Source organism: Bradyrhizobium sp. 139, assembly GCF_023074175.1.
Lineage (GTDB): Bacteria > Pseudomonadota > Alphaproteobacteria > Rhizobiales > Xanthobacteraceae > Bradyrhizobium.
The window spans coordinates 20,247-34,828 of record NZ_JADPKS010000028.1 but is presented as its reverse complement, the minus strand read 5'-3'; the positions used below and the strand labels follow the sequence as shown (position 1 = coordinate 34,828).

Here is a 14,582-nt window from a genome sequence, read left to right as displayed (position 1 = left end):
GCCGTCCGGCCAACCCGTCTCGCTCTTTTTGACTATTCCGCTTCCGCGGTCAGCGCCTTGGCCTTGGCCACCCAGGCATCCGCACGGCTCGGCAGGCCGACTTCTTCGCCGATCTTGTGCGCGGTGTCGTGGTCGAGCTCGGCAAGCTGCCAGAAGTGGAAGATGCCGAGGTCGTTGAACTTCTTCTCGATCGCACCCGACACGCCCGGGAGCTTCTTGAGGTCGTCGGCGGTGCCGCGCGGACCGGCAAGGCCCTGGAAGCCGCTCGCCGACGAAGCCGGCAGCTCTTCGGCGACCGGACGAACCGACGCGCCGATGTCGATGCCCGAATCGCCCTGGGCGCGCGAGATTCCGTCGATCGCCGCACGGGCGATCAGGTCGCAATACAGAGCGATCGCGCGGCCGGCGTCGTCATTGCCAGGGACCACAAAGGTGATGCCCTTGGGATCCGAATTGGTGTCGACGATCGCGGCGACCGGGATGTTGAGCCGCTGGGCTTCCTGGATCGCGATGTCTTCCTTGTTGGTGTCGATCACGAAGATCAGGTCGGGCAGACCGCCCATGTCCTTGATGCCGCCGAGCGAACGGTCGAGCTTGTCGCGCTCGCGCTGAAGCGTCAGGCGCTCCTTCTTGGTGTAGGAGGAGGCATCGCCGCCGGCGAGCACGTCATCGAGATGACGCAGCCGCTTGATCGAGGCCGAGATCGTCTTCCAGTTGGTCAACGTGCCGCCGAGCCAGCGCGAGTTGACGAAATACTGCGCGCAGCGCTTGGCTGCATCCGCGACGCCGTCCTGCGCCTGGCGCTTGGTGCCGACGAACAGGATGCGGCCGCCCTTGGCGACGGTGTCGCTGACCGCCTGCAAGGCCGTGTGCAGCAGTGGCACGGTCTGGGCGAGGTCGACGATGTGGATATTGTTGCGGGCGCCGAAAATGAACGGGGCCATTTTCGGATTCCAGCGGTGAGACTGGTGACCAAAGTGCACGCCAGCTTCGAGGAGCTGACGCATAGTGAAATCGGGCAGTGCCATTGTTCTAGTTCTCCGGTTGGTTCCTCCGGAAGCGTGTGAGCAAAACGGAGCGTTGTCGCCCCGGCTGCCACCGGACGGCCTTGTGAGCCATGCTTCCGTGTGAGATGGCGCGCTGTATAGCGCGATTACAGCCAGAAGCAAGGAAATAAGGGCCTTTCGGGGGCGGATTTCGCCCGCCGAAGGCCCCATTTCGGAAAGGCCACTTCGTCAAGGCCACGCTGCTCCCTAGCACTTCGGCTGGTTCGGCAGGCACTTCTTTGCCGCCGGCGGCGGGGCCGCCGGACGCGGCGGAGGTGCTGCGGGGTGCGGCGGAGGCGCCACCACCATCCGGGGCGGCGGCGGAGGCGCCGGCCGGGCTACCGGCGGCGGCGGCGCGGGCCGAGCCATTGGCGGGGGCGCGGGCCGTGCGACCGCCACGGGCGGAGCCACCCGTGCCGGCGGCGGCGATGCGACATGCGGCGGCGGTGTCGGGCGCGCGACGGCCTGCGGCGGCGGAGGCGCCGGCCTCGCCACGGCCTGGGGCCGCGATGGCGGTGCCGACGGCCGATTGGCCTGCGCTGGAGCAGCCGAGGGCAGATTCAGCGGCCTGATCGGCTCGCGCGCAGCCGAGGGCGGCGGCGGGACCGGCCGGGCCGCCGAGCGCGGAGGCGTGCCGAGCGCGCCCGCAGCAGGAGGCGGCGAGCCGGCCGGCTCACGGGTTGCAGATTTGGCACGATCGGCGGGCCCGGTCCCGGGTGGGGTCTGAGCCACCGGCGGCTTGGCCGATTGGCCTGGCGCAGCGGCCGGGTTTGCCATGGTGGGCGTAGCAGCCGCCGGCGCGGCGGCCGTTGGCGCACCGGGATGGGCCGGCAGCGTCGTGCCGGGAGCCGCCGCCGTCGGCGCCCCCGGATGCGTCGGCGGCGCCGTGACAGGTGCAGTCGCCGTCGGTGCGGGCCTGCCGCCCGGAAGGCTCCCTGCCCCGGCGGGCGGTGCCGGCGGGGCGCCATGGGCCCCGGGAACCGGCAGCGTGTTGGCCTGGGGCAGTCTGACCGGCGGCGCAGCGGATGGCGCCGCGGTCGGCGCGACGTTGGCCGGCGTCGCCGGAGGCGTCCCCGGCTTCACTGTCGGTTGCATGGTCGCGCTCGGCGGCATCGGCGCCTTGCCCTGCTGGATCAGGGCGGCGCGTTGCGCGACCGCCTGCGGCACGGCCGGACCTGCCGGGTTGGCGCGGCCGGCAACGGCCGGCGCGAGATTGCCCGGTCCGGGGCCCGGCCCCGCTCCCGGCGTCGGCGCCGGCGGGCGGTTGATCACGGTGTTGATCACCGTGGTGTTGTGGATGTTCTGGTAGATGATGTTGTTCGGCGGCGGCGCGACATAGACCGGCGGCCTGACGAATACCGGGATCGGAACGAACACCGGCTGCGGCAGCACGAACAGGCCGACCACCGGCATCGGCGGCGACAGCACGACGAAATCCGGCGGTGGCGGCGGCAAATAATAGACCGGCGGCGGCGGTGGTGGCGCAAAGCCGAAATCGGGGTCGCTGAAGTACAGCACGGGACGATCGACATAGACCACCTCCTCCGGCGGCGGTGGCGGCACGTCATAGTCGATCATCGCAAAGGTCGGCGGTGGCTCGACCGGCGCGGTGAGGATTGCGAGACGACGGCGCGCATCGGCCGCATGCGGCCCGCGCGGATAGCGACGCAGATACGACCAGTACGCTTCCGGCGTGTCGTTCCGATAGGTCCGCCGCCAGGTAATCGCCTCGCGGCGCGCCGCGACGATTGCCATCACGCGCTTCGACAGCGGATCACCGGGATAGGCGCTCAGAAACTCCTCATAGGCCGGCAGCGTGTCGCGCTCGAGCGCGGCCGCATAGGCATCCTGCACGCCGAGGTCGCGGATCGGCTTGTTGCGGATCGCGGCGACCTGGTCCGTCGGCTGCGCTGGCGGCGGCGCATCGGGCCCGCGCTCGAAGAACGAGAAGGGTGCCGATATCTTCGCCTCGTTCCAGGGCACCTGCGCGCCCTTGCTGGCCTCGTTGACGCGCAGACGGACGCGGTCGAACACATCAGGCAGCGGCAGGCCGCCGGTGCGGATCATCTCGGCCAGCGACTGCGCGTAGATGCCGTACGGGCCGGGCTCTTCCGGCGCCACCGTGCCGGGCGCGGCGTTGAAGGCGATCAGCATGTTGGCGTCGGGCTCAACCAGCGCAAGTCCGCTCGCGATCTGCTGGCCGCCCTCGACGAACGGCTGCGCGCGCGCCGCATCGAGCACGACGATATTGGCCTTGAGCGGAATGGCGGCGAGCTGGCGCAGATAGTCGCTGATGCGCAGGCCTTCGGTCGGAATGTCGGTGTCGCGGGTGATGTTGGAATCGACCGGGATGAAATAGTTCTCACCGGCGAGCTGGACGCCGTAGCCGGCCAGATAGACCATCGCGACCGTGCCGGGCCCGGAGGCCTGCGCCTTCTGGATGAAATCGCGAAAGCTCTTGCGCAGCGTGTCGCCGTCGAGGTCGCGCGCGCCGACCACGTCGAAGCCCGCCGCTTGCAGCGTCTGCGCGATCAGGCCGGCGTCGTTCGCCGTCGTCGCCAGCGGCGACTTGGCGTAGGCGCCGTTGCCGACCACGAGCGCGATGCGCTTTTCCTGCTGCTGCGCGCGCGCTGGCTCCGGCGCAGCCGCGGCGAGGGCAACGAACGGCAGGAGAAGGCAGATGAAGACTTTGAGCGTCCCACGCATGGCTTGCTTGCCCGCTATTGTCGTTGAGGTGCCACCGCGCATGAAACGCCCGGCCAGCTGAATGGCGCTTGAACGAAAGGCTTGTGTAACGAAAAGCTTGGATTGAGGCGGTGGCATGGCCGCTAGGCACCGCCGTCAGCTCCGTGCAATCCTCAACCCTGCGCGATCAGCTCGACCGTTCCGGTCGTGAGCCGGTAGATGCCGCCGACGACTTTCAGGTTGCCCTGCTCCACGGCGGCATTGAGGATCGGCGCGGCCGACTTCAGCTTGGCGATGTTGTCGATCACGTTCTGCCGGATCGCCTTGTTGAGCACGTCCCCGCCCTGCTGCATCGCAGCTCTTGCGGCGGGCGCGATCGCATCGACCAGCGAGGGAATGTGTCCCGGCGGCGGCTTGTCGTCCTTGATCGCCTTCAGCGTCGCATCGACCGCGCCGCAACTGTCGTGGCCGAGCACGAGGATCAGCGGAGCGCCCAGCACGGCGACCGCATATTCCATGCTGGCGATGGTCTCGGTGCCGGCAAAATTTCCGGCGACGCGGCAGACGAAGAGATCGCCGCGGCCGGCGTCGAAGGCATATTCCGGCGCGATGCGGGAATCGGCACAGCTCAGCACGGCCGCAAACGGATTCTGCCCGCCGGCCAGCGCTTCGCGCTCGTGCTTGAAATCGTGGCGCCGAGACACGCCGTCGACGTAGCGGGCATTGCCTTCCATCAGTCGCTTCAGCGCCGCGTCGGGCGACAGCACGTTCTGCGGCTTGGGCGGTGGCTTGGTTTCCTTGGCGAAGGCTCCGCCGGTCAAGGCGAGGCCGAGCGCCGAGGCACCAAACAACATCGCGGACCGCCGCGACGGCGCGGTTTGATTGGAGCGATCTTCAGAGCATTTTTCGCACATTGTTCGTTTCCCCGGCCGTTTCAGGAAGATCAGTGCAGACGCGTCACCTTACATCCCGGCTCCGACAGCGTCACCAACCCTGAAAGCCGAGCTCTGCCCTATTGGGCCAGTTTCAGCTCGGCGATCGTCGTCCTCGCCGCCGTTTCGTCCAGCGCCAGGAAATCCATCGGCCCCTGGTTCTTGTAGCCGGAGGTCATCGCGAGCGTGAGGCCGTAGCCCAACAATCCCGTGCTCGCATTTGCGATCACGGCATTCTTGCGCTCGCTCATGCGTGCCGCGAAAAACAGGGTCTCGCCCGAACGCGCGGAAAAATCGATGCGCGTGACGCCGGGAAAGCCGGCCTCCTCCGCCACGAACTGATGTTGACCGGCCGGGCGATCGACATAGACATAAGTCCCGGTCTTCAGACCTGCGAGCGGCGCGCCGTCGAGGCGGAATTCCCAGCCCGCATCGGCGAGGCCGCCATAACCTTTTTCGCGAAGCACAACGATCCGCGTTTGGCCGGCCTTCGGCGGCCCGACCTTCCGCAGCGTCTCCGAATAATCCAGCCCGCTCCTCGCGGTCGTCTCACAGCCGCACAGCAACGCTGCGGCCACGAGCAGCACCAGTCCACGCAGTAACATCACGCCCCCGAGAAATTCCCCGGCAGCATGTTAGCCGAAAACATCGTCTGGTTGCAACGACGTCACCACCCTACCCGCGCAGCGAACGCCGCTAGATCTGCTGTACGTCCACGACACCCGCGACCGCCTTGATCGCGCCGGCGATCTGCGGGGAGACCTTGAAGCGGCCGGGCAGCTTCATCTCGACCTCGGTCTCGAGGTCGAGCATCATCACCAGGGAGACCTCGCCGTCGCCGTTGGAGCGCGGCGCAATGCCGGGACTGCCGGCTTTTGGCGCGGCGCCGTTCGACGCGGCTATGTCGGGTCCGGCCAGACGCTTGGCGATCGAGTCCAGCGGCTTGGTGTCGCGCACGAAGATGCGCAGGCCCTTCTGCGTCTTGGCGGCGGCGTCGTCGAGCGGCTCGGCATGCAGCACGCGGGCGCGGACGTCCTCGCCCTGCAATTCCGCACCCAGCTGGAGCAACACGGCGGCGCCCGGCTCGAGCACATCGCGGTATTGCGCTAGGCCTTCGGAGAACAGCACGGCCTCGAAATGGCCGGTCGGGTCGGACAGGCCCATGATGCCCATCTTGTTGCCGGTCTTGGTGCGCCGCTCCATCCGCGACACCACGGTGGCCGCGACCTTGCCGGCGGTGGCGCCGGTCTTCACCGCACGCGAGAACTCGGCCCATGACTGCACGCGCAGCCGCTTCAGCACGGTTGCGTAATCGTCGAGCGGATGGCCGGACAAAAAGAAGCCGATCGCATCATATTCGCGGCGCAGCCGCTCGGCCGGCAGCCACGGCTCGATCTGGGGCAGCATGATGGTCGGTGCGTCGGCCGCGCTGCCGAACATGTCATTCTGGCCGATGGTCGCCGCCTCATGGGAGCGCTGGCAGGCGGCGAGGATGGCATCCGCGCCGGCGAAGACGCGGGCCCGGCTCGGCTCCAGCGTATCGAAGGCGCCGGCGGCGGCGAGACTCTCGATGATGCGCTTGTTGATCGCGCGCGGATTGACCCGCGCGGCGAAGTCGGCAAGCGAGGTGAACAGGCCGTTCCTGGTCCGCTCCGCGATGATCTGCTCGACGGCCGCAATGCCGACGCCCTTCAGCGCGGCCAGCGCGTAGTAGATCGTCTTGTCGCCGACCTCGAAGGTCGCCCCGGAGCGATTGATGTTCGGCGGCTCGACCTTGATGCCGAGGCGCTGCGCCTCGGAGCGGAATTCGGAAAGCTTGTCGGTATTGTTAAGATCGAGCGTCATCGACGCCGCGATGAACTCCACCGGGTAATGCGCCTTCATATAGGCGGTATGGTAGGACACCAGCGCATACGCCGCCGCATGGCTCTTGTTGAAGCCGTAGTCGGCGAATTTCGCCAGCAGCTCGAAGATGGTATCGGCTTGTCCCTTCGGTACGCCGTTCTTCACCGCACCGGCGACGAAGATCTCGCGCTGCTTCTCCATCTCGGCGCGGATCTTCTTGCCCATGGCGCGGCGCAGGAGGTCGGCGTCGCCGAGCGAATAGCCCGACATCACCTGCGCGATCTGCATCACCTGTTCCTGGTAGATGATGACGCCGAACGTCTCCTTCAGGATCGGCTCCAGCACGGGATGGAGATATTCCGGCTCCTCGTCGCCGTGCTTGCGCGCGCAATAGGTCGGAATGTTCGCCATCGGACCGGGGCGATAGAGCGCGACCAGCGCGATGATGTCCTCGAAACGGTCGGGGCGCATGTCGACCAGCGCGCGCCGCATGCCCTGGCTTTCAACCTGGAACACGCCGACCACCTCGCCGCGCGCCAGCATCTGGTAGCTTTCGGCATCGTCGATCGGCAGCGTCGCGAGATCGACATGGATGTCGCGCGGCTTGAGCAGCTTGATCGCGACGTCGAGCACGGTCAGCGTCTTCAGGCCGAGGAAGTCGAACTTCACGAGGCCGGCCGGCTCGACCCATTTCATGTTGAACTGGGTCACCGGCATGTCTGACTTGGGATCGCGATACATCGGCACGAGTTCGCTCAACGGGCGATCGCCGATCACGATGCCGGCCGCGTGCGTCGAGGCGTGACGGGTCAGGCCTTCGAGGCGCTGGGCGATGTCGAAGGCGCGCGCCACCACCGGATCTTCGTCGCGAAACGCCTGGAGCTTCGGCTCGCTCTCGATCGCAGCCGCCAGCGTCACGGGCGCTGCCGGATTCTGCGGCACGAGTTTTGTCAGCTTGTCGACCTGGCCATAGGGCATTTGCAGCACGCGGCCGACGTCGCGCAGCACGCCGCGCGCCTGCAGCGTACCGAAGGTGATGATCTGCGCGACCTGGTCGCGGCCGTAGCGCTGCTGCACGTACTGGATCACCTCGCCGCGGCGGTCCTGGCAGAAGTCGATGTCGAAGTCCGGCATCGAGACGCGCTCCGGATTGAGGAAGCGCTCGAACAGCAGGCCGAACTTGATCGGGTCGAGGTCGGTGATGGTCAGCGCCCAGGCGACCAGCGAGCCGGCGCCCGAACCGCGGCCCGGCCCGACCGGAATCCCTTGCGACTTCGCCCATTTGATGAAGTCCGACACGATCAGGAAATAGCCCGCGTATTTCATGCGCATGATGACGTCGAGCTCGAACGCCAGACGCTTGTTGTAGTCCTCTTCCGTGGTGCCCTGCGACAGGCCGTGGACGCTGAGGCGGTTGGCGAGCCCCTCCTCCGCCTGGCGCTTGAGCTCGACCGCCTCGACCGAGGCGGCATCGGAGCTTGCGGCAGCGCCGACCGTGAAGAACGGCAGGATCGGCTTGCGCGTCATCGGACGGAACGAGCAGCGCTCGGCGATCTCCACCGTCGAGGCCAGCGCCTCCGGAATGTCGGCGAACAGCACCGCCATCTCGGCGCGGGTCTTGAAGCGGTGATCGGGCGTGAGCTGAACGCGATCGGTCTCGGCGATCAGCCGCCCGCCGGCGATACAGAGCAGCGCATCGTGCGCCTCGTAATCATCGGTCGCGGCGAAATACGGCTCGTTGGTCGCGACCAGGGGCAGCCCTTTGGCGTAGGCGATGTCGATCAAGCTGCTTTCGATGCGCCGCTCCTTGTCGAGGCCGTGGCGCTGCAATTCGACGTAGAGGCGATCGCCGAACAGTTTGGCGAGACGTTCGCAGCGCGAGGCCGCAACCTCGGCCTGTCCGGCGGCGAGCGCCAGCGAGATCGGCCCCTCCGGCCCGCCCGTCAGCGCGATCAGGCCGTCGCTCTCGCCTTCGAGCCAGTCGAACTTGATGTGGCAGGCAGAGGTGTCGGGCGTCTCCAGAAACGCGCGCGAGTTCAGCCGCATCAGGCTGCGATAGCCGCGCTCGTGGGCCGCCAGCAGCACCACGCGCGACGGCAGCAGCGCGTTGCGCGCATTGGGATCCTGGTCGCCGAAATCGATCGCGAGCTCGCAGCCGACGATCGGCTGAATGCCGGAGCCCGCCATCTTGTCGGAGAACTCCAGCGCGCCGAACATATTGTCGGTGTCGGTCAGCGCCAGCGCGGGCTGGTGGTCTTTCTTCGCAAGCTCGGCGAGCTTGGCGATCTTGATCGAGCCCTTGAGCAACGAATAGGCCGAGTGAACGTGAAGGTGGACAAATCCGGCGCTCGGCATGGTCGCGTGACGGCCTCTTGCAGATGGAATGGAGCGGTCGCCGGCGCCAAGGGAATCACAAGAGGATCATGAGGACATCCTGCATCCGCCCGGCCGACTCGCCTCACAATGGTGGGGCGTCGCCACTTCAGAGTCCACGCCGGAGCGGCCGATCGGCCGCGTCGTCCCGCTTTTCCCCAGGGACACCCGGGGGCCCACTCGGGTTCCTGAGCATCGGTTTTGTAAACCGCGGCGCTAGAGCTGCGGAATCACCTGCGCCCAGATCGCGATCATCCCGACGAACAGCGAGATCGAGGCGAGTGCGGCGGCTTCTTCCACGAAAATCCTGAACATGGCTTGCTCCATCACCAGAACGTATGAAGAACATTGTTCTCTTTTCGTTCTCAGGAGTCAAGCCGCATGAGCCATCTCGAAAACTGATGGTTAACTCGCTGAATTCGCGCAACAAAAAAGCCCCAGCACGTGGCCGGGGCTTTTCGACGATCGCTCGAAATGAGCGACTTAGTCTCAGTACCTGCCGATGATCGGGCCGCCGAACTTGTAGTTCAGGCGGACGAGACCCATGTCGACGTCCTGGCTGACGTGGACCGGAAGAACACCGCCGGCGCCAGTCAGGGTCCGATCGTTGCCACCCAGGAAGATGTGGTTGTACTCGGCGCCAACCGACCAGTTCGGCGCAAAGCCGAACTCGATGCCTGCGCCGACCGTGCCGCCCCAACGGGTGTCGTTGGCCGAAGCAAGAGACACACCAGCGAAAGAGGTGTCGTACTTGGTGCCAACCACCGCAGCACCGCCCTTCACGTAGAGCAGCACGTTGTTCCAGGCGTAGCCGACCTGACCGGTGATCAGACCGAACGAATCGATCTTGGTGCTGTTGGTGTTGCCGAAGAGCGCGCCAACGTGGCTGCCGGAGAAGTCGGCCCAGTTGCCCTGGCCTTCCACGCCGAACACGAACTGGCCGGACTGCCAGCGATAACCGATCTGGCCACCGACGGTGCCTCCGGTCGCGTCATGCGAACCGTCGCGGCCGAAGCCGACCACGTCCCAGCTCGCGTGCGAAGAACCGCCGCCGCCGTTGATGCCGATGTAGAAGCCGCTCCAGTCATAAATCGTGGCGACCATCGCGGGCGCCTTGGTGTAAGGCCGCGCGGCGAGATCAGCAGCCAGCGCCGGCGCAGTCGCGCTGAGCGCGACGAGGCTCACAGCGGCAAGCAACAAATTCTTGTTCATTTGATTCCCGTTCCAGTTTCGTCGTTAAGGCCCCCGGGCCGTAATATCGTCATAACAGCGCTCGACGGAATTGCTGTAACCCCGACGCAACAGTCAGGGCCAAAGGGCCGTGCTGCGTTAATGGATGTTTAGCAGCGCGGGCGGGAAACCCTTTGAAACAAGAGTTTTCATGAGTTCCAATGTCGACTACACGACATACGCAGCGTGCACGCGTAACAGTGACGCGCGCACATTCGCGTGATTGGAGACCAGAGATGCGTGGACAAGTCGTTCTCCCCATTGCCGCCACATTTTCGCTCGCAATCGCCGCATTTGCGCTCGGCGCCAGCACGCCCGCAGGCGCCTTCGGCACGCATCATGCTTTCTGCCTCACCGGCGACGAATGGCCGGGGCTGAGCAATTGCACGTTCGACACCTATGCACAGTGTCAGGCGAGCTCGTCAGGCCGCGCCCTCACCTGCATCGCGAATCCGTATTTCGCAGGCCAGAGCGACGATCCCTACGCCTATCAGAATCGTCCGCGCATGCAGACGCCGGGCTATTACTTGCCGCGCTGAGATGCGGCGCACCCGCCGCCAGAGATCCGGTGGCGTAACGGCTCCGCCCGCAATGTCCGTCCCTCGCAGGGGAATGCCGACGACGGCTCAGCTCTGCCAGGGCGTGTTGCGGATGCGCGTACACGCATTTGGCTTGCGGAAGGTGGGATCATGATCCTCGATGTAGTCGAAATTGACCGTCCCAAACGTCGTCTGGGGCTTCTTCAGGGCTGAGCAGGTCTGCACCTTCAGGAACTCGTTCTTGAAATCACCGCGCGGAAATGCGGTGATCACCTGCTCGCGTTGCTCGGCCGTGTAGTCGTCAAATCCAACGCCGACGACATCCACCAGAACGCCTGCGTTCGTGAGCGCGATTTCTGGCCTCATATATTGCGGAATGCCGGGGGTGGTATGCAGCGCAATGGCTTCCCACACCAGATCAGCCTGCGGCTGGGAAATCCCGTGTCCCCGGAGAAAGTCGCGCGCGGCGTCGGCTCCGTCGACCTCAAATCGCCTGGTCTCCGTATGGTAATGATCGACCAAGCCGAGGTCGTGAAACAGCGCCGCGACGTAGAGCAGTTCCGAGTCGAATTTCAGCTTTTGACGCAGTCCCTTGAGTGCACCGAACACGTAGACGCGAACTGAATGATTGAACAGCATCTTGTCTTCGTACTGGCGCACCAATTCGGTGGCCTCGCGCGCCAGCTTGCTGTCGGGAATTTTGATTCCGGAAATCAGGCTCGTCATATTCAAGCTCCTGCTTTGCATCGATGTCGGTTGATGCCGTTCGCGGCCCGTCAGGCGGCCTTCTCGATGGCGGCCTGCGGCGTATTCCGGAAGCTGATCGCCATGCGATTGTACGCATTCATCAGGCCGATCGCGATGGTGAGATCGACGAGTTCGCGCTCGGCGAAGACCTTGCGGGCAGCCTCGTACGCTTGATCCGGCACGCCGGTGTCCGCAACGCGGGTCACCGTCTCGGCCCATGCGAGGGCAGCGCGTTCACGCGCGTCGAAGAGGTTGCCGGCTTCCGCCCACGCCTGCAGCAGCGCGAGCTTTTCGATCTTCTGTCCGCTCTTGAGCAGATCGCGCGTGTGCATGTCGAGGCAATAGGCGCAGTTGTTGATCTGCGACACGCGCAGATAGACGAGGTTGACCAGCGTTGCAGGAAGCCCGCTCTGCATGACGTAGCCGTAGACACCGCCCAATGCTTTCGCGCCAGCCGGTGCGACGTGGCTGTAATCGAGGCGTTCACTCATTTCCTTGCTCCTTGATGATCGGTCCCGCTCGCCAGTTGTGGCTGCCGGGGCCCTCCTCTGCCCATAAGTGCTAGCGCCGTGGTCCACAGGAAAGTACCAAGAACGCACAAAAATCGTGTACCACTGGGCATGACCAAACCGCTGCGGCTGGAGCTGGATCGATCTGCGAAAACGCCGCTGGCGGAGCAGATCGGCAAGGGGATCAGGGCCGCCATCGAGAGCGGCGTGCTCGCCCCGGGAGCGCGCCTGCCCTCCTGGCAGGATCTCGCAGCCCAGCTTGGCGTCGCACGCGGCACGGTGCGATCGGCATATGAAAAATTGTCCTCTGCCCAACTGATCGTCGCGTCCCGCGCAACTGGAACGCATGTCGCGGATCGGCCGTCCTTTCCCGTTCGCAAGGACAAAGCCCCGGCCCCCGGCTCGTTCATGGAAATGTACCAGGAGCTCACGGCGGGGCCGGCGATCTTCCAGATGGGCGTGCCTGCGCAAGAGACTTTTCCTGCCACGCTGTTCGCAAGGATGCGCGCGCAGGCGGTTCGCGTCGAAATGAGCGCGCCGGCGATTTATCCGGATCCCGGTGGCGAGCTCGACTTGCGACGCGAGATCGCGGCTTACCTTGCGCTGGCGCGCGGGCTCGATTGCGCACCGTCCCAGATCATCATCACCAGCGGTTTCAGCGGCGGCCTCGGATTGGCGCTCCGTGTCCTAGGCCTCGAGCAGAAGAAGGTCTGGGTGGAGGATCCAGGCTTTCCCTTCACCCGGCACGGCCTCGCGCTTGCAAGATTATCGATCGCGCCGATCCCGGTTGACGCTGATGGCATCGATGTCGATTACGGCCTGAAACATGCTCCTGACGCAGCACTTGTTGTTGTGACGCCCGGACAGCAGGCGCCGCTCGGATCCACATTGTCGCTGGCGAGACGTTCGCGCCTGCTCGATTGGGCCGCCCGAAGCAAGGCGTGGGTGATCGAGGACGACTATCTCAGCGAGCTTCAGCTCAAGGGCCGGGCCACGCCGGCACTCGCCTCGCTCGATCGCGCCGGCCGCGTCATCCACATCGGCTCGTTCAGCAAGACCGTGACCCCCGCCCTGCGGCTGGGCTTTGTCGTGGCACCGGCCGCTCTGGCATCGCGATTTGCCGAAGCCGCGGCTTGCCTCGCACCGGCGCCCGGGCCCGCGGTGCAGCTCGCGACGGCCGATTTCATGCGCGAGGGGCATTATCTGCGGCATCTCCGACGCACGAAGCGGGTCTACGCCGCGCAAGGCGATGCATTGCTGAAACAGCTTCGGGCGCGCGCCGCGAATGTCGCGATTGCCGGATTGGCAGCGGTCCTGCCATTGCCTGACGGCGCACCTGATCTCGCCATCGCCAGGCAAGCGGCATCGCTTGGACTGGCGCCTACTCCGCTATCGCTCTGGTATGCGTCGGCAGCTTCGGTGCGGGCCGGTCTGTTGCTCGGCGTCGCCACATCTCCGCAAAAGAGAATCGAAGAGTCGTGCGCGCAGCTCTTCGGAATCATTGACCGCCTGACGTGACGCGCGAGACTGCCCGCTGTTTCGAGAAAGCACGACTTGACGTTCCGAACGTCGCAATTGCCGTTCATATGACATGTCAGCGATGCTATCTGCCTCTCGCTCTCGACAACACAGACGAGAGAACTGGAGAATGAGTGTGTCTGTCACCAACACCGGAATCGGCCGGCGAGACTTCCTTGTATCGTCGGTGATCGGTACCATTGGCCTCAACCTTCCGCTCACGGCGATCGCATCATCCGCTCAGGCCGCAGATAGCGCAGCAAGCCCCGCAGGCGCCGCCGGCATCCGCAAATTCAACATCAGCATTCCTGACTCGGACCTCGACGACCTGCGCCGCCACATCGGCGAGACGCGCTGGCCTGACCGCGAGACGGTGCCCGACACCCTGCGCGTAGGCAAAGCGGAGGAGACCGCAGGGTTTCCGCTGCAGGCCGGCAAGCACGGGGTCTGGCGCGGCCGCATCGCCCCTGACATGGTCATGGCGATGCTGGCGCTCCCGCTCCCTGCATGTCCGCGAGATCACGCCGATGCCGGACGGAAAGCCAGACACAACAAGGTTCGGCATCGACATGGCGGGCTTAGTTCGTCTTGACGAACTTGTACGTCCCCTTCTTGTGGCCAATGACCTGACTGATGCCATCGAAGTTGCTCTTGAGAGGGTCGATGGTGACGACGAGCGCGGCTTGAAGACCTTCGAATTTGCCGGTCCCCCCGGTTATGTTGCAATTGTTGGGGGATGCGGGCATCCAGTCGCATTGCTCGAACACTTGATCGCCATCCTTGTCGACGTAAGTACAGAACCCATGAATTTCGGCGGTCTTCGCCGATGGATCCGTTAGGCGGCTGAGCTGACAACGTCCACCCATGTTGTTGAGTACAGGATTTCCCGCCTCGTTTGAGGCTGCCATGGCTTGGTTCATGAGAACAAACTCTCTGCCGCCGCCGATCGGCATCGGCTTGGGAGCAGGAATCGGCGTGGCGGTAAATATGACCGAGACGGGGCCTTCCGGCGGCATACTCTGAGCCTGGACACCCGTAGTTGTCAGAACGACCGCGACTGAAAGCAATGCGATGTTTGCGTGTAAAATGACCATCGTTAGCTCCCTTTAAGTTAAGGTGGTGCAGAGAACTATTGCGAGCAGAGCAGGCTATGCCTTG

General features: G+C 65.2%; 12 protein-coding genes. 3 read left to right on the top strand and 9 right to left on the bottom strand.

Features of this window, described 5'->3' with window-relative positions; translation table 11 throughout:
- Positions 1 to 32 precede the first annotated feature (32 nt).
- From IVA80_RS07600 to IVA80_RS07575, 6 genes are all read right to left on the bottom strand, one after another.
- The gene (locus tag IVA80_RS07600; protein ID WP_247427447.1) at positions 33 to 1,028 is read right to left on the bottom strand and encodes a 30S ribosomal protein S2; all 996 of its coding nucleotides are present in this window, start codon (positions 1,026 to 1,028) and stop codon (positions 33 to 35) included.
- Between the two features lie 225 nt (positions 1,029 to 1,253).
- A complete protein-coding gene (locus tag IVA80_RS07595) occupies positions 1,254 to 3,752 on the bottom strand; it encodes a caspase family protein (RefSeq protein WP_247427444.1) in 2,499 nt (832 codons plus the stop codon).
- A gap of 152 nt (positions 3,753 to 3,904) precedes the next feature.
- Positions 3,905 to 4,585, bottom strand: a complete 681-nt coding sequence (locus IVA80_RS07590) for a carbonic anhydrase (RefSeq protein WP_247427441.1) — start codon at positions 4,583 to 4,585, stop codon at positions 3,905 to 3,907.
- Positions 4,586 to 4,743: 158 nt separating this feature from the next.
- Positions 4,744 to 5,268, bottom strand: a complete 525-nt coding sequence (locus IVA80_RS07585; protein WP_247427901.1) for a DUF2846 domain-containing protein — start codon at positions 5,266 to 5,268, stop codon at positions 4,744 to 4,746.
- 91 nt (positions 5,269 to 5,359) lie between these two features.
- Positions 5,360 to 8,863: a DNA polymerase III subunit alpha gene (dnaE, locus tag IVA80_RS07580; protein WP_247427438.1), complete on the bottom strand. Its 3,504-nt coding sequence runs from the start codon at positions 8,861 to 8,863 to the stop codon at positions 5,360 to 5,362.
- 507 nt (positions 8,864 to 9,370) lie between these two features.
- Entirely contained in the window at positions 9,371 to 10,093 is a 723-nt protein-coding gene (locus IVA80_RS07575) for an outer membrane beta-barrel protein (RefSeq protein ID WP_247427435.1), read from the bottom strand.
- Between the two features lie 254 nt (positions 10,094 to 10,347).
- Here IVA80_RS07575 and IVA80_RS07570 point away from each other — a divergent pair, with 254 nt between their 5' ends.
- Entirely contained in the window at positions 10,348 to 10,650 is a 303-nt protein-coding gene (locus IVA80_RS07570; RefSeq protein WP_247427431.1) for a DUF3551 domain-containing protein, read from the top strand.
- Positions 10,651 to 10,737: 87 nt separating this feature from the next.
- Here the strand turns inward: IVA80_RS07570 and IVA80_RS07565 are convergent, their stop codons facing one another.
- Entirely contained in the window at positions 10,738 to 11,376 is a 639-nt protein-coding gene (locus tag IVA80_RS07565; protein WP_247427428.1) for an HD domain-containing protein, read from the bottom strand.
- Positions 11,377 to 11,426: 50 nt separating this feature from the next.
- Positions 11,427 to 11,888: a carboxymuconolactone decarboxylase family protein gene (locus IVA80_RS07560; RefSeq protein WP_247427425.1), complete on the bottom strand. Its 462-nt coding sequence runs from the start codon at positions 11,886 to 11,888 to the stop codon at positions 11,427 to 11,429.
- A gap of 129 nt (positions 11,889 to 12,017) precedes the next feature.
- Between IVA80_RS07560 and IVA80_RS07555 the strand changes: the two genes are divergently transcribed.
- Entirely contained in the window at positions 12,018 to 13,424 is a 1,407-nt protein-coding gene (locus IVA80_RS07555) for a PLP-dependent aminotransferase family protein (RefSeq protein WP_247427422.1), read from the top strand.
- 130 nt (positions 13,425 to 13,554) lie between these two features.
- On the top strand, positions 13,555 to 14,016 hold the full coding sequence (locus IVA80_RS07550; protein ID WP_247427420.1) for a hypothetical protein: 462 nt from the start codon (positions 13,555 to 13,557) through the stop codon (positions 14,014 to 14,016).
- Here IVA80_RS07550 and IVA80_RS07545 read toward each other — a convergent pair.
- Positions 14,003 to 14,518, bottom strand: coding sequence for a hypothetical protein (locus IVA80_RS07545; protein ID WP_247427418.1), 516 nt, complete (start codon positions 14,516 to 14,518; stop codon positions 14,003 to 14,005). The genes IVA80_RS07550 and IVA80_RS07545 overlap by 14 nt on opposite strands.
- Positions 14,519 to 14,582: the final 64 nt, after the last annotated feature.